Annotated in this window: 21 protein-coding genes; 9 read left to right on the forward strand and 12 right to left on the reverse strand. The window is 38.8% G+C overall.

The features are described 5' to 3' along the window. Complete coding sequence (locus H4J57_RS03455; RefSeq protein WP_182241955.1) at positions 1–252, reverse strand: glutathione S-transferase N-terminal domain-containing protein; 252 nt, start codon at positions 250–252, stop codon at positions 1–3. After that, positions 252–1,376, reverse strand: coding sequence for an FAD-dependent oxidoreductase (locus tag H4J57_RS03460; RefSeq protein ID WP_182241956.1), 1,125 nt, complete (start codon positions 1,374–1,376; stop codon positions 252–254). The genes H4J57_RS03455 and H4J57_RS03460 overlap by 1 nt, the downstream gene beginning before the upstream one ends. Before the next feature lie 187 nt (positions 1,377–1,563). Between H4J57_RS03460 and H4J57_RS03465 the strand changes: the two genes are divergently transcribed. After that, positions 1,564–2,181 carry a glutathione S-transferase gene (locus tag H4J57_RS03465; protein ID WP_182241957.1) on the forward strand — a complete coding sequence of 206 codons (618 nt, stop codon included), beginning with the start codon at positions 1,564–1,566 and terminating at the stop codon, positions 2,179–2,181. Between the two features lie 89 nt (positions 2,182–2,270). Then, on the forward strand, positions 2,271–2,963 hold the full coding sequence (locus H4J57_RS03470) for a cupin domain-containing protein (RefSeq protein ID WP_182241958.1): 693 nt from the start codon (positions 2,271–2,273) through the stop codon (positions 2,961–2,963). Positions 2,964–2,986: 23 nt separating this feature from the next. Here H4J57_RS03470 and H4J57_RS03475 read toward each other — a convergent pair whose 3' ends face one another. Further along, positions 2,987–3,931, reverse strand: coding sequence for a LysR family transcriptional regulator (locus tag H4J57_RS03475; RefSeq protein ID WP_182218253.1), 945 nt, complete (start codon positions 3,929–3,931; stop codon positions 2,987–2,989). A gap of 119 nt (positions 3,932–4,050) precedes the next feature. Between H4J57_RS03475 and H4J57_RS03480 the strand changes: the two genes are divergently transcribed. Genes H4J57_RS03480 through H4J57_RS03495 form a run of 4 tightly spaced genes read left to right on the forward strand, consistent with a single transcriptional unit; the run spans position 4,051 to position 10,869 of the window. Beyond that, entirely contained in the window at positions 4,051–5,232 is a 1,182-nt protein-coding gene (locus H4J57_RS03480; RefSeq protein ID WP_182241959.1) for an efflux RND transporter periplasmic adaptor subunit, read from the forward strand. 9 nt (positions 5,233–5,241) lie between these two features. After that, entirely contained in the window at positions 5,242–8,385 is a 3,144-nt protein-coding gene (locus H4J57_RS03485; protein WP_182241960.1) for an efflux RND transporter permease subunit, read from the forward strand. Between the two features lie 3 nt (positions 8,386–8,388). Beyond that, entirely contained in the window at positions 8,389–9,825 is a 1,437-nt protein-coding gene (locus H4J57_RS03490; RefSeq protein ID WP_182218258.1) for a TolC family protein, read from the forward strand. 15 nt (positions 9,826–9,840) lie between these two features. After that, positions 9,841–10,869 carry a zinc-binding dehydrogenase gene (locus tag H4J57_RS03495; RefSeq protein ID WP_182175702.1) on the forward strand — a complete coding sequence of 343 codons (1,029 nt, stop codon included), beginning with the start codon at positions 9,841–9,843 and terminating at the stop codon, positions 10,867–10,869. 9 nt (positions 10,870–10,878) lie between these two features. Here H4J57_RS03495 and H4J57_RS03500 read toward each other — a convergent pair whose 3' ends face one another. After that, on the reverse strand, positions 10,879–11,667 hold the full coding sequence (locus H4J57_RS03500; RefSeq protein ID WP_182241961.1) for an ABC transporter substrate-binding protein: 789 nt from the start codon (positions 11,665–11,667) through the stop codon (positions 10,879–10,881). Positions 11,668–12,440: 773 nt separating this feature from the next. Between H4J57_RS03500 and H4J57_RS03505 the strand changes: the two genes are divergently transcribed. The 3 genes from H4J57_RS03505 to H4J57_RS03515 are packed head-to-tail and all read left to right on the forward strand — an operon-like array spanning position 12,441 to position 14,843. Next, the gene (locus tag H4J57_RS03505) at positions 12,441–13,166 is read left to right on the forward strand and encodes a 5-oxoprolinase subunit PxpA (protein WP_182222388.1); all 726 of its coding nucleotides are present in this window, start codon (positions 12,441–12,443) and stop codon (positions 13,164–13,166) included. Continuing rightward, positions 13,166–13,870, forward strand: a complete 705-nt coding sequence (gene pxpB, locus H4J57_RS03510) for a 5-oxoprolinase subunit PxpB (protein WP_182241962.1) — start codon at positions 13,166–13,168, stop codon at positions 13,868–13,870. Before H4J57_RS03505 ends, pxpB begins: the two co-directional genes overlap by 1 nt. Continuing rightward, positions 13,863–14,843, forward strand: a complete 981-nt coding sequence (locus H4J57_RS03515; protein WP_182241963.1) for a biotin-dependent carboxyltransferase family protein — start codon at positions 13,863–13,865, stop codon at positions 14,841–14,843. The genes pxpB and H4J57_RS03515 overlap by 8 nt, the downstream gene beginning before the upstream one ends. 49 nt (positions 14,844–14,892) lie before the next feature. Here H4J57_RS03515 and H4J57_RS03520 read toward each other — a convergent pair whose 3' ends face one another. The 8 genes from H4J57_RS03520 to H4J57_RS03555 form a co-directional block, all read right to left on the reverse strand. Beyond that, entirely contained in the window at positions 14,893–15,138 is a 246-nt protein-coding gene (locus tag H4J57_RS03520; protein ID WP_182230638.1) for a hypothetical protein, read from the reverse strand. Between the two features lie 203 nt (positions 15,139–15,341). Next, on the reverse strand, positions 15,342–15,791 hold the full coding sequence (locus H4J57_RS03525; RefSeq protein ID WP_182241964.1) for a hypothetical protein: 450 nt from the start codon (positions 15,789–15,791) through the stop codon (positions 15,342–15,344). Between the two features lie 190 nt (positions 15,792–15,981). Further along, complete coding sequence (locus H4J57_RS03530) at positions 15,982–16,431, reverse strand: methyltransferase (RefSeq protein WP_310733698.1); 450 nt, start codon at positions 16,429–16,431, stop codon at positions 15,982–15,984. 264 nt (positions 16,432–16,695) lie between these two features. Next, entirely contained in the window at positions 16,696–17,310 is a 615-nt protein-coding gene (locus tag H4J57_RS03535; RefSeq protein WP_182241965.1) for a MarC family protein, read from the reverse strand. 315 nt (positions 17,311–17,625) lie between these two features. Then, positions 17,626–18,318 carry an SOS response-associated peptidase family protein gene (locus tag H4J57_RS03540; RefSeq protein WP_182241966.1) on the reverse strand — a complete coding sequence of 231 codons (693 nt, stop codon included), beginning with the start codon at positions 18,316–18,318 and terminating at the stop codon, positions 17,626–17,628. Between the two features lie 194 nt (positions 18,319–18,512). Further along, on the reverse strand, positions 18,513–19,217 hold the full coding sequence (locus H4J57_RS03545; protein ID WP_182241967.1) for a porin: 705 nt from the start codon (positions 19,215–19,217) through the stop codon (positions 18,513–18,515). Between the two features lie 343 nt (positions 19,218–19,560). Then, entirely contained in the window at positions 19,561–21,021 is a 1,461-nt protein-coding gene (rimO, locus tag H4J57_RS03550; RefSeq protein ID WP_182241968.1) for a 30S ribosomal protein S12 methylthiotransferase RimO, read from the reverse strand. 471 nt (positions 21,022–21,492) lie between these two features. Continuing rightward, a complete protein-coding gene (locus tag H4J57_RS03555; protein WP_182241969.1) occupies positions 21,493–23,181 on the reverse strand; it encodes a M1 family metallopeptidase in 1,689 nt (562 codons plus the stop codon). Between the last annotated feature and the right edge of the window lie 106 nt (positions 23,182–23,287).

Below are 23,287 nucleotides of genomic sequence, written 5' to 3' on the forward strand. Positions count from 1 at the left end.
CTAGGCTATTTTATTCAAATAGTTAATAATATCTCCAGATTCATACAGCCAAGATTCTTGACCATTTTCTGTAATTTTTAAACAAGGTACCTGTTTCTTTCCCCCTTGTTCGATTAACTCTTTATTAAAGGCTAAATTTTTCTCTGTGTCACGTAATTCAAGCGTAACATTGCTAGTTTCCATTGCGGCAATGACTTGTCGGCAATATGGACAATGAACCTTGTGATATAAAGCATAAGAACTTTTACTCATTATATTTTCTCTCTAGTTAAGGTCATTAAATTCTTTTCTAATGACTTAATGGTTGTATTTGCGGCAAATAATGCGCCTTCAAGGTAACCGGCTTCTTGCTGAGCAAATTCGCTACCGGCTAAATATAAATTTAATGAGGATAATTCGCCAGTAAACCCCTTCATATTAAAATAAGGATGATTTGGTGGCTCCACTCTGTCTTTTTCAACGGCAACATAATGATCATTACCCCAGCTTTTTAAATAACACTGTGAGTATTGCTGGGCCTCATCACCAAATAATAAACTCAGTTGATTAATACACAAAGCTTTAACCCGTTCTACAGATAAACCTTCTATCGCTTGTGACGAAAGCCCAATAAAACCAAATAAAGCGAAATCTTGCTGTACTTGTGCCGAGGCATCATGAATTTCTATCATAGGTCCAACACGGCTAAAGGCTTGCCCTGCTAAGCCTTTCGTTCGCCAAAAAGCCTCTTCATAAGTTGCAATAAACTTAGCTTGGCTTGCCATCCAAGTCGGCACAGCGACAAGGGCTGCGGTTAAAGCTTTGCTTGCCCAATGAACGGGTGTTAAAAATTCATTAATGATCCGCGGTGGTAAAGCTAAAACTAAATGGTCGGTTTCAAAAATAGATGTCGAGTCATCTTTAGTATTTTTTACTGTCACTTGCCAGCTATCGTGCACTTTTGTTAATTGCTCGACTTGACAACTAAGCTGATAGTTATCTTTAGATAGCTTAGCCTGTAAAGCTAAAATGAGCTTGTATAATCCGCCAGCTAAACGATGTAAAAGTGGCCCTTGACCATTTTCAATAATTTGTGGCTGAGTATGCTGATCCGAATGATAAACAACAGCACCTTCAATATGTTGGTCAAACAAATGTGTTTGCAAGTCAGCCACTAATGCTTTCATCTGATGATGATGCGGAAATATCCACGTCGGACCTAAATCATGTAATGGTTCATTTTCATCATACACTTTCGGTTGCTCGCTATATATACGGCCACCAAAAACATCTTTTGCTTCAAAAAGAAGATAAGGAATATTCAACTGTTCTAGTTGATAAGCGGTATATAAACCCGCTAATCCCCCACCGACAATAATCACACGTTTATTATTCATATGTAAACTTTAAAAAAAACTATCTACTGATAGATAAATATTAACTAGCTCGACTTGTAAAAGCAACTTTAATTTTTAAGAGACTTGAGTTTTAAATAAAATTTGACAATATAATTAAAAATACGCAAACTACCTACCAGTAGGTAGTTAAGTAAACAACGATAACCAAATTAATTGGAAATATAAAATGAAAATATATGATGTAGAAGGTTTTCCTAACCCATTGCGTGTCCGCATGGCGTTAGCAGAGAAAAACGCCTCTGACAAGGTCACTTTTATTGCTGTTGATGTGATGAACAAAGAACATCGAAGTGACGCTTTCCTCGCTATGAACCCCTTAGCCAGCGTCCCCGTATTGGCATTAAATGATGGAACTTACATCGCTGAATGTTCTGCTATTATTGAATATATCGACCACACTTTTGAGGGGATATCGTTAACAGGGTCAACGGCAAAATCGCGTGCCGTTATTAGCATGATGCAACGAAGAGCTGAATTAATGGTACTTGATGCTGTCGCTACTTATTTTCATCATGCTACCGACGGCCTAGGACCTGAACTTGAAACATATCAAAATAAAGAATGGGGTAAGAAACAAGCCGAGAAAGCCCTTGCTGGTTTTAAATACTTTAACACTGTTTTAAGCAACCAGACTTATGTCGCAGGTGACACTTTTACTGTCGCTGATATTACCCTGTTTGCCGGTCTTGGTTTTGCTGACTTTGCAAAAATAGCCGTACCCGATGAATACACACATTTACTCAATTGGCGTGCTAAGGTTGCTGAACGTCCAAGCGTTAAATAAAAAATGACTGTTAGTCATTTTACATGAAGGTTTTTACTAAATGTAAAATGGCTCACTTTCACCCTTACTGTTTCAAAATAGGATTGATTATGGAAATTTTAGCTAACTTTGAACAAAGAGCTATCGTGCACAGTACCTCATTAGCGTGGTTAGCTTCACCTATGCCTGGCGTAGACAGAAGACCATTAGACCGAGTAGGCGGTGAAGTGGCCAGAGCAACATCAATAGTAAGATATGTAAAAGGGAGTAAGTTTTCTGCCCACGTTCACACCGGTGGTGAAGAATTTATTGTACTTGAAGGTGTATTTCAAGATGAGCACGGCGACTACCCTGTCGGCTCATATATTAGAAACCCACCACAATCTTCTCATACACCACGTTCTGATGAAGGCTGTATTATTTTTGTAAAACTTTGGCAATTTCAGCCAGAAGATAGAAGCCATGTTTGTTTACAAACACAGCAAATGTCTGCAACACCGACAGAAATACTAGGCGTTTCAATTATCCCACTACACCAAGATACAATCGAAGAGGTCGCTATTTTATCTTTTGAACCGAGCGCAGTAATGAATATTGTCGCGACTCAAGGGGCTGAAGTTTTAGTGTTATCAGGGGAGTTACAAACACCCAGTGATTTATTACAAAAGCATAGTTGGGTACGTTTGCCATTAGGCGATACCTTAACGGTAACCGCTGGTAGCGCTGGCGCAAGAATTTGGCTTAAGACAGGTAATTTAACTGAGGTAAACAAGCAAATAAAACGAGTAAAATTGGCGGGTTAATATTTAATAGCACAGACAAATATCTACCGGGTATATAACTGTTCAAAGTTAGGAATAGCCCGTTCCCAAATAGGTATTTCTTTTCCTAAATACTCACGAACCGCATCAAAAAATAATCGCGTTCTAACGGGTAGATCGCGATGTGGATATACTGCATAGATAGCGCCATACTCCATTAATCTAACGTCGGTCAATAAAGGTACTAAACGACCATCTTTCACTTCGTTATCAAGTACGAAAGCTGGCGCAACAAAAAAAGCGCTACCTGATAATGTTTTCATCAATAAAACTTCGGCATCGTTTGCCCTAAAAATACTATTGAGTTTTTGTTCCTTGGCTTCACCATTTTTATCATAGTAGCGAACACCTTCGACTTTAAACGAGGTGCTAGCGTAACTTGCCGCCGGTAATTGCGTTAAATCTTCGATAGTTTGAGGTAAACCATAATTAGCAATAAATGTCGGGGTCGCTAAAATTAACAAACGATTACGCGCTATTTTACGAGCAATTAACGACGAATCTTTGGGCTCTCCGATACGAAACGCAAGGTCAAACCCTTCTGAGACAATATCAATAACACGATCATCTAAACGCAATTCTACTTCAACCTGCGGAAAGCGCATTTGAAAATCGTTAATGACTGGCTGTAAGTAACGTTTCCCAAATAAGGTAGAAGACGTTATTTTGAGGACTCCTTGGGGCTCCAAATGATAATTTTCAGCCATTCGTACTGTTTCGCCCAGTAACTCTCTAAGTTCAGCTGCTTTTTTAACCATCTCAGCGCCAGCAGCCGTTAAGGAAAATGAACGTGTAGTGCGATTAAGTAATCTAACGCCTAATTGTTCCTCAAGGCGGCTGAGCTGTTTAGAAATAACCGAACGGTCAATATTACGTACTTCAGCCGCTTTAATAAAAGAACCTTGTTCAACCACTTCAAGCAACATCAATAATCGGCTAGTCGTATCCATACTTTATTACCATCACAATTCAATTGATGCCATTTTGGCACTAATCAAATGCAAAATCTATGGTTTTTATCAACAGGTTTGTTACGTAAAATTGCGCTCAAATTAAAAGAGGTCTTATTATGAATAAACATTTAATCGCAGTAGCTATTGCTATGGCAAGCTTAACTTTATTAGGTTGCTCAGAAGCGCCTAGTCAAAAAACACAGCAGCAACAACTACAGTCGATTGATGTGGCAGAAGTGCTAGTCAAATCTGTACAAAATTGGCACACCTATACCACCCACTTAGAAGCTCCCGAGCAAGTTGCTTTGAAACCACGTGTTTCAGGGGTAATAGAGTCGATTGCTTTTGATGAGGGTCAGCAAATTAAAACGGGCGACCTCCTGTTTAAACTAGATGATCGACCATTTTTAGCTATTGTTGCTAGCCTTCAAGCACAAGTAAACAGTGCAAAAGCTGCATTTGATCAAGCAAAAAGTGAAGAAGAACGTGCAATACGTTTAACTCAACGAAAAGCGATATCCACTGAACAAGCAGAGTCTCGCACGTCAACATTACGTCAGCGCGAAGCACAACTCGCTGCATTACAAGCACAATTAACAGCAGCACAACTTGATTTAGAATTTACCGCTATTCGTTCACCTATCGACGGTATTATTTCTCGCGCCAACATTACCAAAGGCAATAACATTATCGCCGGACAAAGTGTGCTAACAACGATTGTTTCTAACCAAGCGATGTTTGCTTACTTTGACATTGACGAGCGCACTTGGAATAGCGATTTTGCTAATATTAGTGCCTCCGATCAGCAAAAAGTCATGATGCAAAAAGTAGGACAAAGTGAGTTTGCTTACCAAGGCTATATTGATTTTATTGATAACCAAATAAATTCGGCAACCGGCACATTGCGGGTAAGAGCGGTATTTAATGAAGAGAAAAACCAACTCCGTGCAGGCTCTTTTGCACGCATCAAGTTGGCTGCAAATGCCATTACCGAAAAAATTATCGTGCCTTCACGCGCTATTGGTACCGACTTAAAAAATAATTTTGTTTTAACTGTTGGTGAAAATAATATTTTGCAATATAAGCTGGTTAAATTGGGTGAGCGTTACGGCAGTTTACAGGCGATTACTTCTGGGCTAAAAGCAACAGATGTTATTGCTGTTAATGGCCCTGCGCGCGTAGGTCCGGGTATACCTGTCGCACCTAATAATGTCACCATTGATAGTGCTGGTATTGCCTTTACTTTATCACCTGTTGCTGATGCCAGTTTAACGGCAAAACTAACGTCAGAAGAATAAGAGTTAACCATGAATTTTTCCCATTTTTTTATACAACGCCCGATATTTGCAGCTGTCTTGTCATTTGTCATTCTGCTTGCTGGTGGACTTTCACTTTTTCAACTACCCGTTAGTGAATACCCTGGTGTTGTGCCACCAACCGTGGTGGTTACGGCAAATTACCCGGGGGCAAATCCTTCGGTTATTGCACAAACAGTGGCAACCCCACTTGAGCAAGAAATCAACGGCACTGAAAACATGCTATACATGTTTTCACAAGCCACTGGCGATGGTCGTATGACCTTAACGGTGACGTTTGCTCTTGGAACTGATCTAGATCGCGCGCAAGTACAAGTACAAAATAGCGTTAATAGTGCATTATCTCGCTTACCAGAAGAAGTGCAACGTCTGGGTGTGGTTGCAGAAAAATCATCGCCTGATTTAGCTATGGTGGTACATTTATATTCACCCCAAGAAAGCCATGATACCGCATATTTATCTAACTACGCCGATCTCTACGTTAAAGATAAAATCTCCCGCTTACCCGGCGTTGGTGATATAAAATTATTTGGTGGTGGTCAATATTCGATGCGCGTTTGGCTTAACCCAGATGCATTAGCTGCGCGTGAATTAACCGCAACCGATGTTATTAATGCATTACGTGAGCAAAACCAACAAGTTGCTGCCGGTAGTTTAGGCTCTCAACCTGCTGCTAACGACAGTGAATTTCAAGTATTACTCAATGTAAAAGGCCGTCTTGATAACATTGAAGAGTTTGAACAAGTTATTATTAAAGTCGGCGAACAAGGCCAGCTTACTCGATTAAAAGATGTCGCTCGTGTTGACCTAGGACAAAATACTTATGCCTTGCGTGCCATGTTAGACGGGCAACCTGCTTTAGCTATGCCTATTTTTCAACGACCTGGTTCTAATGCTATTGAGTTATCAGATCAAGTACGGGCAACTATGGCGTTATTATCTGAAGACTTCCCTGCTGGTGTCGAATACGACATAGTTTACGATCCCACTATTTTCGTCCGTGACTCTATCGATGCAGTAATAACGACCTTAATTGAAGCCATTGTTTTAGTTGTGATTGTGGTAATACTATTTTTACAAACATGGCGTGCTTCAATTATCCCGTTAATTGCCGTACCCGTGTCGTTAATTGGTACCTTTGCGGTAATGCAATTACTTGGCGTTTCAATTAACACCCTATCACTTTTTGGTTTAGTACTGGCAATAGGTATTGTCGTCGATGACGCTATTGTTGTCGTTGAGAATGTCGAGCGTAACATCGAAAAAGGGCTAAGCCCTTTAGAAGCAACACGCGTTGCCATGACAGAAGTCACCGGACCTATTATCGCTATCGCCTTAGTATTAAGTGCGGTATTTATACCAACGGCATTTATTAGTGGCCTATCGGGGCAATTTTATAAACAATTTGCCTTAACTATTACGATATCAACGATAATATCGGCCTTTAACTCTTTAACGTTATCGCCAGCATTGGCGGCATTGTTATTAAAATCACACGATAGTAAACCAGACCGATTAACACGCCTACTTAATAAACTTTTTGGCCGTTGGTTATTCGCGCCTTTTAACCGTGTTTTTGAACGTGGTAGCCATGGTTATCAGAAGCTGGTTAAAAAATTAATGCGTATGAGTGTTATCGTTATTGTTGCCTATATCGCACTCTTGGGTGGAACGGTACAGTTATTTAGCAGTGTGCCCGGTGGCTTTATTCCAGCACAGGATAAACAATATCTTATCGCTATTGCTCAATTACCTGACGCAGCAAGTCTTGACCGTACCCATGCGGTGGTTAGAGAAATGGAAAAAATTGCTCTAGATATACCAGGTGTTGCTCATACTGTTGCTTTTCCTGGCTTGTCGATCAATGGTTTTACTAATAGTCCTAATAGTGCGATTGTTTTTCTTCCTTTAGATGCTTTTTCTCTGCGAACTGATGATAGTAAATCAGCTATGGCAATTGCAGCGCAATTAAACCAACGTTTTACAGCCATAGATGAAGCTTTTGTTGCGGTATTTACACCACCACCAATCCAAGGTTTAGGTACAACCGGCGGCTTTAAGTTACAAATTGAAGACCGTGGTAACAAAGGCTTTGAAGTGTTATTTAATAGCTTACAGGCAGTTATTGACAAAGCAAGACAAGACCCTGCATTGGTAGGACTGTTTTCAAGTTTTAGAATTCAAGTTCCACAAATGGATATAGATATCGACCGTGAACAAGCCTTAATACAAGGAATTCCACTCGATGAAGTCTTTAATGCGCTGCAAGTCTATTTAGGCTCAGTTTATGTCAATGACTTCAATATGTTTGGTCGTACTTATCAAGTAAAAGCGCAAGCAGAAGCTGAGTTTCGCCAAGACCCTGAACAAATATTAAACCTCAAAGTGCGCAATCGCCATGGTGATATGGTGCCGTTAGGTTCTGTTTTAACCGTAACGCCAACAACAGGTCCAGACCGTGTAATGCATTACAATGGTTACCCAAGTGCTGAGCTTAATGGTAGCCCTGCCCCTGGTTATAGTTCAGACCAAGCACAAACGGCAATAGAAGGTATATTGGCCAATACCCTACCCAAAGGTATTGCTTATGAATGGACAGAAGTGACTTACCAACAAATATTAGCCGGCAACACTATGGTGTATGTTTTTCCGCTAGTGGTGCTTTTAGTCTTTATGGTTTTAGCTGCACAATATGAAAGTTTGCGTTTACCTTTAGCCATTATTCTCATTGTACCCATGACTATATTCTCTGCTTTGTTAGGTGTTTGGCTCGTTGGTTCAGACAACAATATTTTCACCCAAATTGCGTTAATTGTTCTGGTCGCACTGGCCTCGAAAAATGCTATTTTAATGGTAGAGTTTGCTAAGGATCAAAACGAGCAAGGCTTATCTCACTTTGACGCTATTATTGAGTCATGTAAGCTGCGTTTACGTCCAATACTCATGACTTCGATAGCCTTTACGGCTGGGGTACTACCGTTAGTTTTTGCTACAGGTGCTGGAGCAGAAATGCGCCATGCTATGGGTAATGCGGTGTTCTCAGGCATGATAGGCGTGACTGTATTTGGCCTGCTCTTTACGCCAGTATTTTATATTTTAGTGACCAAGACTAAACAAAAAAAGGTTGAGGAGTAGCCAATGATTAAGTTACTTACCCGTAGTTTAAAAGCCAAGCAATTTAGCGCTAAACCGCTAAAAACGAAGTTAACTGTCGGTGTCGTTTTAGTCGCCAGCTTATTATCGGGATGTGCCACCAAAATTGATGAGCAACAGCATCAACAATTAATGAAAAGTTTTATTGCTGATGCTGATATAGCTACACAGTTGACCGGTCAAGACGAGATTAATTGGTGGCAACAACTCAACTCAGTACAATTGAATCAATTGATTAAAGATGCACTTACCAATAACCATGACTTAAAAACAAGTCAGTTACAATTGCAAAGTGCTTTAGCTAAACTCAAGGTAGAAAAGAGTGATTTTCTACCACAAGGTGGGCTTGAGATTGGTGCGCAACGCACCAGCATAGCTGATAATATTAGTCGTCAATCAAGCGCTAATCTAGCCTTAAGTTGGCAACTCGATTTATTTGGTCGTATTAATGCGTTAGTTGATGCCGCCAATGCATCAGCGATGAGCCAGGCTGAACAATTACGCGCCTTGCAAATCGAAGTGATTTCGTCTGTTGTTAAAGGTTTCATTAGTTATCAGGGCAATATGCAAAAGCAAGAGATTATTAGTCTGCAAGTTGCTGCGCTTAAAAAAAGTATCTTGGTTCTTTCCGCCAGAGTTGAAGAAGGCATTGCTAATGAACTTGACTTAAACCGCACTCGTGCCCAGTTAAGTCAACAACAAGCATTATTACCTGAAACAAGTTATGCATTATATAACGATTTATCTACGTTGGCCTTATTAACCGGTCGTTTAAGCGGCGATATAAAGCTTAATAATGAACAAAAGATCTTTGACTTACCCTTTGAGGTCACTTTAGCGCAACCCAGTTCGGCTATAGCTTTACGTCCTGATATTAGCCAAGCCTTATATCAATTTAGCCAAGCTAATTCGTTAAGTGTAGCCGCAAGTAAAGCCTTGTTACCTGACATTAGTTTAAGTGCCTTTGTTGGTGTGCTAAGCCTTGGCAGTAGTCAATTAAATAATAGCCAGCATCAATGGCAAGTCGCGCCACAAATACAATGGTCATTATTAAGCTATCCAGCTTTACTGGCGCAACGTGACGCGCAGCAATATTTAAGTGAAGCGGCTTATAGCCAATATCAGCAGGTTGTTTTAGCGGCTATTAATGACAGTGAACTATCGTTACAATTGCTGACAAAGCACCTTGAACAAAAACGCTTTGCAGATAAACGTTTTCAATTTGCTCATCAAGCTTTTATGCAAGCTAACGCTATGTATCAAGAGGGGCAAATTCCTTACTTAGAGTTGTTAGATGCGCGGCAGGATGTTTTAATAGCCCAAGAAAATGCAGTAAACGCGACCATTTCTTCATCTCTGGCCAAAGTAAGTGCCTATCAGGCTTTTAATGGTCGGTGGAGTTACGGTTTAATCACCTTGTAAAGTTTGAGTTTTTTTATGCTAACTACTGAGATATTGCCCAACATTGACCAACCTACTTCTATGCGAGCTATAGTGCTTGAAAAGGCAAACGAAAAAATCCATTTATCTGATGTGCAATTGCCGTTACCTGAGTGCGATGAACACGAGCTGTTAGTTAAGGTTGAATATGTAGGTCTCAATCCTATTGATGCTCATTTCGCTAAAAGTGGATTTTCTCAATGGCAATATCCTCATATTCTTGGCTTAGATGCAGTTGGCATTGTCGTTCAAGCTAAAAAAGGCCTGTTTCCTAATATTGGCGACCGCGTTATGTGGCATGCCAATATTGGTCAACAAGGCGTGCTAAGTGAGTACGCTAAAGTCCCTAACTTTGCCGTTTCTATTGTGCCAAAAAATGTTACAGCAAGTGAAGCGGCAACACTTCCTTGTGCCGGTATGACGGCTTTAATTGCTTTAGATAAATTACAAGTAGTACAAGGCGATACTATTTTAATTGAGGCTGGTGCAGGTGCTGTTGGGCAATTTGCTATTCAGTTTGCCAAGGAACGTGGTGCAGATGTGTTTACCACGGCTGCTAAGCATAATCATAAATTAGTAAAGAAACTCGGTGCTGATGCAATATTTGATTACCACGATAAAAAACTTTGTCAAAAAATTCGCCTAGCATTAGGACCACAAGGTTTTGATGCAGTTCTTGACTCTGTTGGTGGTGACTCAACAATGCGTAATATTGAGCTGATGAGGTTTTGTGGTCGTATTGCTTGCTTGCGTCCCTTGCCTAACATTGACCAAGAGCTCATGTTTAGAAAAGCGCCCAATATCGGCATAGTATCACTCGCTGGTGCGTGGTTAGCCAATAGCTTGTGCGCACAACAAAAAATGAGTTTTAAGAGTAATCAATTACTTGATGCACTAGCAAAAGGCAGTATTCAAACGCCTGATATTACCTTAATTGAATTTAACGCACAGCAGGTTTCTCGTGCCCTGCACATTCAAGTTGATGGAGGTTTTACCGGTAAACAAGTGGTAAAAATATTTGCCTGAGGGTTTTATTTAGTCCGTTGGCTGGCTACTTTTTGAGTGCCAATCTGAGATACCATAACGCTGCAATATTTTTGACAGTTTTCCTTTTTTTCTTAGTTTTATTAAGCCCTTATCAAAGGCACTAATATATTTAAGCTTAGTGTCTGGTGCAAAGCCGATAAAAAGAGGAACAAATATACCTTGGGTACCGGCATATTGTAAGTTAGTTATTTTTTTATCCTGAATTTCATATTCAACATTAAAACGCGAATCAAGCAGCACAGTTATACGCTGCTTACTGAGCATTTTTAAAGCACTGGATAACGGCTTATCTCCCGAGGCTAAAAATATAAATTCACCCGAGGTTTCTTTTAGGCGACTCACTGCACTGCCGTATTCATAGCCATTAATAAGCCCAAGAATATTACCCTGTTCAATGAAGTTTTTAAGGTTCTCTATGGTAGAAAATTTCCATTGAGTTTCGTTACTAACATAAAAGTCATTATACAAGCCGCCATAAACTTGTTGGCTTTGCCTTAAATCAAAAGCTTCAATGTGTTCTTTTGTTAAAGCGAGGACCATGTCTAACTTTGATTGTTGAAGAAGCCTTAATGAACGAGCCAGCGGCATAAGGGTAAAATTAACATCATAGTCTTGAGCTTCAGCAATTTCACTGATGATTTCAATTAATATACCTGGCTTATCATCTTCATTACAAATGTAAGGACACCATTCGTCTGAAGCAATGTTTATGGTGTCATTTGCCCCAACTTGCAGTGACCATGAAAAAACAATAAATAATAGATATTTATACGACATTTAGCACCATCGTTTTTACCTAATTTCAACGGTGAAATTAGGCCCCCCCATAAGAATGTAAGTAGATCTATTGGTATGTTAATAATTATAACAATAGTCAGCCTTTAGCTTGTTAAAGATTAGCTTATTTTTAACTTTAACAGTAACTTTAACAGAAACGACCGATTACTTGTTACTAGGGTCAAAGGTAACAATACCAATTTATACCTTACAGGCATTGCTAATGTAAAGTCGCTCGTCAAACAACTGGCCACTCATCCCGTGATTGTAATCAATACACCCTGTTATTTTATCATGTCAGTGGCAACTACCTATTTGAAAACCTAGCATTAAATCAAGTCTTTGCCTTAACAGGACTACAGACCATAACTGCCGGTAAAGTCTAAAATGATGACATTAACACATGCAAGGAAATGTACAGGTAACATTTTATCTTATTACTTGCGAAAATAAGTTATGTAGGATCAATAAGTACACAAAAATGATTATTTATTAAACTGGCAAGTGTCTTATTGCATTGATTTTATTGTTATACACTCCTCAAAAGTATCATTAACATCTTTTTATATTTATCTCAGCCATTTGATTTAAGTAAACTAGCCTCTCTTATTTAGATACCATTAGCCTTATACACCTAAAATTTAGTAAGATGCTGGCTAATCTTTGTCACTTAATAGCATGCTAAAGATTTGAAATAAGGATGCTTGGTCAGAGTATCGTTAAAGTAATCATAATTCTTCACTGCATATACGGTAATATTTTTAGGAAATGAAATGAAGTTAAATTGCGACCTCGGCGAAAGTTTTGGCTCTTGGAATATGGGCTCAGACGCAAAAGTAATGCCGCACATTGATCAAGCAAATATTGCTTGTGGCTTCCATGCTGGCGATCCTTTGGTCATGCAAAAAACATTACAATTAGCTAAGCAGCACAACGTTAGTGTTGGCGCTCATCCTAGTTACCCTGATTTAGTTGGTTTTGGTCGTCGCTCAATGAAGTGCTCCACAGAAGAAATTATTGCGTTAGTTTTATATCAGGTGGCGGCTATTGATGGCGTTGCTCAGTCTTTAGATATTGAGCTTAGCTATGTAAAACCTCATGGTGCACTATATAACGACATGATGACTAATATTGAAGTGCGCGAGGCGATACTTTCAGCCATAGCCCAATATCACAAACCACTTAAGCTAATGATACAAGCAAGCTCAAATATTAAAAAACATCGCGCTCAAGCAGAAAAATTTAACGTGGAAATACTCACTGAAGCCTTTGCTGACAGATGCTACAACGATGATGGCAGCTTGTTATCACGCAACATAACAGGTGCGGTGCATAATAGAGAAAAAATGATCGCACAAGTTAAACTGTTAAAAGAGCAAAGCAGTGTCATCACTATTAATGGTAAGCGCTTACCTTTAGAAGTAGACAGCTTGTGTGTGCACGGTGACAACCTCGAGGGCGTAGAAGCAATAGCCACTATTAGGGAGCTTATTCGTTAATGTCAGCAACATTTAAAATAGAAATTGCCGGTGAAAACAGCTTGATCCTTTATTTTGACCAACCCGTTAATGATGAAGTTGCCGCAAAAGTACAGCAAGCACAATGGCTGATCAGGCAAGAGATGAGCAATGATATTATTGATTTAATACCATCTTATGCTTCAATATTAGTGATGTTTAATTTACACAATATCGACCATCATCAGATCACTAACAAATTGCAAAAGCTATTAATAAACTCACCAATAATTAATCATAATCAAGGGGCACTCATCGAATTACCTGTTTATTATTCGAGCGAGTCAGGACCCGATTTAGCGGCTATGGCTAAATCTAAAGACTTAACCATAGAGCAAATAATTACCCTACATCAGCAACAAGAATATAACGTTTATGCGATTGGCTTTGCGCCGGGCTTTGCTTATTTAGGCGAAGTTGATCAGCGTATTGCGATGCCTAGATTAAGCACTCCTCGTATAAAAGTGCCTAAAGGGGCTGTTGGTATTGCTGACAGGCAAACAGCTGTTTATCCAAGTACTTCTCCCGGTGGTTGGAATATTATTGGTCTTTGCCCTATTGAAATGTTTAACGCCAATAAAGCGCCGACAATGCCCGTTCAAGTAGGTGATAGGGTTAAATTTAAAGCGATTTCCAAAGATGAATTTTTTGCACTAGGTGGTGTATTAGGTGCAACATATGATTAGTCAAAGTAAAGCTTCTTTAAGAAGACCGGCAATAAACTTAGGTTTTATTGTTAAACGACCAGGCATGTTAAGTCTTGTTCAAGATGAGGGTCGTTATGGTGCTTTTAATGTCGGTTTAACCAATGGTGGTCCGATTGATAAGCTGGCTTTTCACTGGGCAAACCGCTTATGTAATAATGCCCTTAATGTTAGTGCTATTGAAGTGAGTGTTGGTGGTTTTGCCATCATTGCACAAGTAGATGCTGTTATTGCCGTAACAGGCGCTGACATGCCATTAACCATTAACGGTCAAGTAAAAACGTTATGGCGCAGTTATCAGGTGAAAGCCGGTGACTTAATCGAACTAGGTTTTACTAACCTTGGTATGCGAAGTTATTTTGCTGTTGCTGGTGGTTTTAATATAACACCCAGTTTTGGCAGCACTGCAACCGTTTGCCGTGAAGGTATCGGGGGATTAAAGGGCAAAAAATTAGCCGCGAACGATATACTCCCTTGTGTAACAACAAAAGATTCTCAATTAGTTAGTTTATCTATAGAAGACCAACCTAAATATAGCCAAGAAGTACTGCTGCGTATTATTCCTAGTTATCAGCAACATCATTTCAGTGTAGAACAGCAAAAATTGTTTTTTTCAAGTGAATATAGCGTTGGTAAAAGCTTTGATCGGATGGGTTATCGTTTAGAAGGTCAAAAAATTGTCTCTGATATTAACGGCATCTTATCCGAGGGTATTTGTCATGGTGCCGTGCAAATTCCTAGCGATGGCCAACCAATAGCATTAATGAATGATCGTCAAACAATTGGTGGCTATCCTAAAATCGGTGCAGTTATATCCCTTGATACCGCCAAATTAGGTCAGTTATCTCAAGGCGGTAAAGTACGCTTTGCGCCTATTACGATGGAAAAGGCACGTGAACTTATTCTCGAAGATTTAAGCTTATTTGAACAAACCCAAGTTAGCGTCTGTGATTAATATAAGTCACACAAATAAGCTATTGGTTTAGTTTGAAGCTATGGTTGTATTACTTAGCGCGAGTAAAGACCTGCTTATAGTAATAATGCAAAACATAACCAGAAGCGAGTACAGGGAAAATAATAGAACTTAATAAATTAGCCCACTGCCCTGTTGATGGCTCAAGTAGAACTAAACTAACCAATAGACTTAGACCAAGCCCAAAAAGTGCACATAATATAACAACGCCGAATAAAACGATTTTACTGGTAAAATAACAATCATCTTCTGCTAACTTTTTAACACCTACACCCATTAACTGCCCTTATTAAGCTAACAACTTATTATAACTGTGTTTCATTATATCTATAAAAATTAGAATAATACCTAATAAAAACAATATCACACTAATAATAATGAAGAAGCCTACGTTTATTAGTACTTCAACTGCAGATATTAACTCGTCTAGTTCTACAGTTGATTTGTATCGCTATTTGGGCTTTCATATTTGGTCGCACTTCAACGTTGATACTCAGTAGCCGTTTTAGCCAAGCCTTGATTTATTTTATGTTGCATATAAACCACATGTAACAACGATGTAATAAACGGGTTTAACCAAAGTTTGTCTCCTTTATTAGCGCCTGCAATTAGATTAATACGATTACGCACCATAATTATCCAGGTGATATCGAAAATAGATGAGATAATATGAAAACCTAAGGTGAAATTTAAAATACCAGGCTCTTGCCAGTTTACTAGTGCGTGAATTAGAGTGCCAAACGAAATAATATATAAAAATATAGTGATAAAAATAAAAGTCTTAGATATTTTTAACGCTGTATGTTTATTAATTTGCTTAGACAACAGGTAGAGCTTATATATCAAATATGAGCCGATACTTAGAATACAAAGAGCTAAAATTTTTGCTACTGATACAATGTCAAAAACGCCCGTAAATCCATTTTTCATTTATTCTCCAAGGGTGAAACACACCCATACTATTTAACTACGCTCCAATAAGGAGAGGTAAAAAGTTTACTGAAATGTTGAACGAAATAAAAACAGCCAATTGTTAGTTTTCATTATTGAGTGGCTTGTCAGCTAGATACTGAAATTTAGAATATAGTATATCGTCATTACGCCTTAATAAAGCCAAAGCTCATTTTGGTTGCCAATGGTATACGTAAATAGGTGTTTGATAGAAGTCTCTAAGCCTGATGACTCTTGTTGGTTGACATAAAGGTAAGGCGAAGGTGTTACTCACAATAGTAACCTTATTAAAGACTTCATCTACTAACTTTTCTTGAAGAGCGACCATGCCTTCAGGAAAAAGGTAACAAACTAGGGTCGAGGCAGTACTGAGATCAGCGTTTTTAAAGTCTTTACGAAAGAGAGTAAGGTTATCTAAACGTAAACTGTGTTTCAAAATTTTTGAAACCAACCACGGAAACCAAGATAACTCGTAGCCGATAACTTGCTGATTGGGGTGTTTTTGGGCAACAGCTATAACCAGCGTGCCCCAACCAGAGCCTAGATCAATTAAAGGTCCTTTTTCATACGTATCTATTTCAGCAAGCATGGTTTTGCACGCTTTGCTTGAACTCATCATAGGGGAAATCCCCGTTTTCAGCGTACTCCAAACAATGGATAATACGATTAGAATAACTATGACAAGAAGTATTAGAGAAAAAAAGTCCATGTTAACAATAGCCTAAAATAGTTGAACGCTGATGATTTCGCTTACATCTAACACCGCAACAAGCGGAAAAAGCCAACTGTTCATTTTACCTTTAATAAAAATTAACAAGATACTCTATCCTAAATAAAAAATTAACAAGACACTCATCCTAAATGCGAGTTAATTTCCCCCTACCTATAGCAGTTTATAATAATCACCAAAGCCGGCTAAAATATTCGTGATAGCAATAGATGAAAGAATGAGTCCCATAACTCGACTGATCACACTTGCTCCACTTGTCCCTATAATGCGGTTAATGAAGCCAGCAAGTAACATTAAGATATAAACTAAAATTAGGACAGATAACATAACTAATGCAGTTTGCGTTTGCTCCCAGAGTGAATATACAGAATTTTTAGTTAAGAGTACGGCCGCTAGCATGGCTCCGGGGCTTGCAATGGAAGGAACCGCAAGTGGAAATATGGCAGTTTCTTTATGGGAGTTTTGTAATGATTTTATTTCTTCATCGGGTTTACTATCGCCAAAAATCATATTGATAGCAAAAAGAAACAAAACGATCCCTCCAGATATTTGAAATGCGGGTAATGGAATGGATAACGCCGTTAAGACTATTTCACCAACAATCAAGAAAAACAACAACACACACGCAGAGACAATGGTGGCGAGTAAGGCAACACGACGCTTAGTTTTTTGGTCATATTGAGCTGTTACAGCTATAAATACTGGTATTGTGCCAATTGGATCTACAACAGCAAAGAATGTTATAAAAACCGCTAAAATATCTATCATTTTACATGTCCCCCAGATTTAGAAAAGTTTAAAACACGATTGTATTATTTAAGTCGAAAACTGGTGAAGTATACAAGATATAGACTTTCTAAACGATTTTAATTAAGGTAATTATCCCTTCTTAAAAATTGATCCCCTCAATAATAATACCTTAGGCTTTTCAAAATATTACATCAACTAAGTCTAAATAAGAAACGGTTATTAAACACACAACACCAGCTTTTAAATGTGCTTCTACGCTAAAACCTTCTGTTCCTTTTACGCTATTTACACCTACTATCAATTATCTCAGATAACTTAGTGTATTATCGACTTTCAATCATAAGGAATTGTTTGCGGCAAAGAAATTGGCTGATGAGTCATGGGTCTATCAATTTGATGGGCAATCAAAGACTGAGGCAAACGCGGATGTAACAAATGTTCAAATTGATCAAGTTCATCACATTGTGGATCTAACCACTTGTCTATGAGTGATAAATTTTGCGGGAGTATCAGTGGCATGGCTTTGCTGTGGATATGTTTTAATTTTTCATGTGCGGGCAGTGTTATCACCGAGCAACTGAGTTTTATTTCACCCGTTTTATTGTGCTGCCATGTTCTATACAAGCCCCCCAATATTAAACCGCCAGACTCTGCTTGCATATCAAAGTAATGAACCGGCTTTTTATCGACAAATTCAGTTTCACCAAAGCCTTTAACGGCAATAATACACCTAGCGCTCCGATACGCCTGATAACCTGCACTTTGGGGAGTATTAAGCTTATCAAATCGGGTATTAAATGAAGTAAACCGAGAGGGTTTAAAGTCATTTTCAGTTTGATCTAGCAATAACCACCACATAGCATTTTCTACTCGGCGTTGTTCACCCACATTCCTCACAATGGAAACAGTGTCTGCAGCTTTAACAAAGCGACGATCAATCGGCCTATCGATAACCTTATTTATTTTTAAGCGGGTATAAAGCTTTTTTACACCGCTATCAAACGTCGTATTCAACCGACCACACATAATACTATCCTTATTTATATCGGCCAGTGTAGCAACGAATATTAGCTGTGTCTTGCCAACGAATGTAACAAATTGGTGTTAAAGAGAAAATGACTTAGTGACGACTGATGATTAAAAAGAAGATGTTTTTAATGATAAAAGTGAGCCTATTCAACTCACTTTCATATGACTAACAAGGGTAGTTACCCAATTAGTTAAAAACGATAGGTAGCGTAAACACCTGCCACACGATCAAAATTATTATCATATTGATAACCATTTTCTTGGGCATCGAAGCTTGAATAACCAACAAACATCCCAATGTCGGTCTGTTTGCTGTAATTATAATTAACACCAAGACTAACTTCATGAGCGGATTTTTGCTGAAAGTCTTTTAAATCTCGATAAGTATAGTTAACGTTAGCCGTCCAATCTTTTGCTAAGTGGGTTTGCACACCAACAGAGTAACGGTATTCATCTTTATTTTGTAGCTTCTCTTCATCCCACTTTACATAACCTAAAGAAAAAATCAGAGCTAAGTTTTTATCAAAGACATACTTACCCTTTAAGTCGGTACCATAAGCAACCGAATCTCCATTAATGGTTGATTCTTGAAAGCCCCTTAAACCTAACCCAACCGCTAACTCAAAGCCTGCTTCATTGTCAGGGCGAGCTAAAAGTCGGTAACTAATACCATTCAAACCAATCGTTAAATTGTCAGTCAGCCCGTAGCCCAGATTTAAATTTAGCGCTGCGTGTCTTTCATCCTTCTCTTCTCCCCACGCTAAGGCACCACTGACGGCAATGGTGCCATCAGTTAATGTTAAAGGTCTTAATATTGGATTGGTAGGATATTCAGTTTCTGCAAAAACAGTCGATGAAGCTAAAAGTAATACCGTGCTAATAAGTGATTTGTTCATAATAATTGTTCCCTAAAGTTTATGTTTTGTAATTTATGGGGGTATTATAAAAACTTATTGCGTTCGGTTCCTGAGGCTTTTTGTCTATCAAATGTCAGCGTTGTGTGAAAAATTGTAAGAAAGCGCAATTCGATGGAAGTCATCACTCATCAATAAAAGGTTAACAGGAGAGGTTTTTGTGTAAAAGCAGATGTAACGATGGGAGAAATATGTAGCCCGTAAGATAGCGGATATAATGTTACAAGCGTTATTTTGGCAAAAAATAAAGCAATAACACTATGGCTATTGCTTTATATTTCAGAGCGATTTAAAACTGGGACATTAAGGGTTATGCCTAGGTGACTTAAGCTTCTTCGCTTTCTTCATCTTCTACACGAATGCCCCAAACATCATGTTCATCGGCATGAATTATTTGGACCCACATTAAGTCGCCTGGCTTAGCGTCATAATCATCAGACAAATACACTTTACCATCAACTTCTGGCGCATCCATATAAGAACGCCCAACAATACCAAGGGCACTTACTTCATCAACAAGAATTAAATATTCTTGGCCAATACGTGCTTGTAGTTTTTCCGCGCTTATTCTCGCTTGTACTGCCATAAAACGTTGTAAACGATCTTCCATTACTTCGTCTGAATTATGATCAGGTAAAGCATTAGCCGTAGCACCTTCAACAGGTGAGTATTTAAAACAACCGACGCGGTCTAATTGCGCTTCTTCTAAGAATTCTAATAACTCTTCAAATTCTTCTTCTGTTTCACCCGGGAAGCCAACAATAAAGGTTGAACGAATAACTAATTCAGGGCAAATCTCACGCCATTTAGCAATGCGTTCTAATACACGGTCAGAGCTACCAGGACGTTTCATTAATTTTAAGATACGTTTATTAGCATGCTGAAAAGGAATATCTAAGTACGGCAGTATTTTACCTTCTGCCATAAGAGGAATTATTTTATCAACATGCGGATATGGGTAAACATAATGGAGACGGATCCAAACACCACGCTTGGCTAATTCTTCACATAACTGCTGCATGTGAGTCTTAACCGGCATGCCATCCCAAAAATCAGTTTTGTGCTTAACATCAACGCCGTAAGCCGAAGTATCTTGAGATATAACTAATAATTCTTTAACGCCAGCATCAACTAAACGTTTGGCTTCACCTAAGACATCGCCAATAGGACGAGAGTCTAAGTCGCCACGCATTGAAGGAATAATACAGAACGTGCAACGGTGGTTACACCCTTCTGATATTTTTAAATACGCGTAATGCTTAGGGGTAAGTTTAACGCCTTGTGGCGGCACTAAATCAATAAAAGGGTTATGAACAGGCTTGGCTACATGTTTGTGTACTTGTGTTAACACTTCATCGTAAGCATGAGGTCCCGTAACACCTAAAACATTGGGATGTAATTCGATGATTTCGTCTTTCTTAACACCTAAACAGCCAGTAACCAATACTTTACCGTTGGCAGCAAGTGCTTCACCAATTGTATCTAAAGACTCTTGAACGGCTGAATCAATGAAACCACAGGTATTTACAATCACTAATTCTGCATCATCGTAGCTATTGGTTACATCGTAACCTTCAGTGCGAAGCTGAGTAAGGATGCGCTCGCTATCAACAAGATTTTTTGGGCAACCCAATGAAACAAATCCGATTTTAGCCGCTTTAGAGGGCTGTTGACTATTCTTTTGCTCTTCAATCATCTTAGACGGAATGTCTAATGTGGTTGTCTGGCTCTCGGCTGAATTACTGCTTTTTTTAGTTGCTTGTGGATCGAATTGTTCTACGGTCATATAGTGTCTCAACTTACTCTTATTGTGTAACTGGTGCTTTTACTAATGAAGAGCAGCGTCATAAATGTTGGTTTAACTGTCTTTATAGCTAACTTTAGTGTGTTTGCTTAGGCAGTTGCTTAATGGGAAGGATTATACAGGAATGTTTTGTTCGATGGTAATGGATTTGATGCTACCTGGCTATAAACTCCGAACAAACTGAATAAGAGAAACTATACTCTTCTCTCTTTCTAAAAGCGCTTCCATCATCTTTAAGTATTTAACAAATATGCAACCTAATTCCATTCTCATTTAACAATATTTACATTTATCGACCTAATCTTATTGGCCTAATTTTTAACCACACTAATTGGCAACTTTAACCATTTCAGAGTCCGCTCATTTTATGATGGCGTTAAGAAAAAAAGAATGGCTAAATTAATAGCAGTGCTTCCTTGCACTTTATTAGTGGGGTATGTGCGAGTCTAAAAGCTACTTTTCTTTTGTTTTCAAAAAATCTTGATATTTCGCAATATGAGGCTTTTCTATTAATACTTTACTCATAGGATCAATAATCACTAAATCATTGGCGGACACTTTAATCGTTTGTGGTGTATTCATGGTTAATGTCGTGATCTTACCATTAACTGATACTTCCAACGGTAATGGAAAAAATAAATCATGTGGTATTTTCCATTGCAACGTCAGACTATTTTCAGTTCTTTTTTCAATCACTTTAGGTAATTGAGCCTGATAAAAATACACATCAAAAAACCAGCGATAATTTTGACCTGTTAAACGATTGACAATACTAAGAAAATCATCTGTATCAGCCAGTACTGGCTTGAACAGCCCTGGTTTTGGCTCAGCAACACCATATACAAGCTCAGTTGTTGCACTAAAGAAAGCCTCATCACCAATAAGGTTACGTAATGTATGTAGTACCCAAGGCGCTTTAGCGTATATATCGGCACCTGGCCCACCTTTTTCCTCTTGATAAACCCCTTCTACGGTTTGCAATGTTTTACTCACAATAGGAGCTTTATTTCGTATTTTCAAACGCATGTCGTACATGTGAGCCATATAAGCAACTTCGCCATGGAGATACTGTTCATATAGCGGATGCATATAGGCGCCAAAACCTTCATGTAGCCACATAGCATCGGCATTTTTATTGGTTAGTTGATTAGCAAACCATTCATGGGCGAATTCATGGAAAAGCAACCAATCAAACCCATATTTGTCGGCTTGGTACTTGTTACCATAGGCATTAATGGTTTGATGCTCCATCCCTAAATGTGGGGTTTCTGCTATCCCAATTTTGTCTTGAGCAAAAGGATATGGCCCGATCTTTCTCTCAAAGAATGTTGTTATATCAATAAGCTCTTGTGTCAAACGCTGCGCTTTCATTTTGTTTTCGGGTAAATGGTAAAACTCAACAGGGATACTATTGCCGTACTGGCTATCAAATGTGGTTTTAATGACCTCATACGGTGCAATATTAATGGCGACACCATAAGTGTTTAGTTGCGATAAACTATGCCAATGATACGTTTTAGTCGTATCATTTTCTGTTACCGAAATTAACTTTCCGTTAGCGGCAGCAACCAAATCTTTAGGCACAGTAATATGCATTGTGGTTGTTTTAGGCTCACCAACAGGGTTGTCGATACAAGGCCAAAACAAATCACAACCCTCACCTTGCACAGCCGTAGCTATCCAGTCTTTCCCTGTCGATGTTTTAGACCACACAAAGCCTCCATCCCAAGGGGCTCTTACCGCTTCGCGCGGCGTACCAGAATATTGTACTTCGACGATAAACTGACCCTTTAGCGGGGTTGTAAGATTTATCACCAGAAGCCCTTCAAGGTTGCTGTATTGTGCTTTTTCTATCAACACATCGTTTACCAGCACTTGTTCTATAGTAAAAAAATTATCGAGATTTATGCCTACCTGCCCCATTGCACGCTGACTGTTAAGGGTTAAAACGCCTTTGCCTGAAATAGTTTTTTGTTTAGGAAAAATACGAAAGTATAAATCGGCATGGTCAAGTGTTAAACCCTGCTGAGATATAGGCAAAGGACCGTCACTGGCCATTGTATATTCACTGCGCTCTACTGAATTTGCTTTAACACAAACTGCTAACGCAACAACCCAAAAGCACGCTAATGAAAACTTCATATGCTAAACCTCAAAAAGTAATGTAAATAAAAACCTTAGCTTCAAGTTATCCCTTTAACATTGGTGATAAAAGCTAATTGCGATTAACGACATCTACTACACTATG

This window comes from Colwellia sp. BRX8-7 (assembly GCF_014077275.1).
Lineage (GTDB): Bacteria > Pseudomonadota > Gammaproteobacteria > Enterobacterales > Alteromonadaceae > Colwellia_A.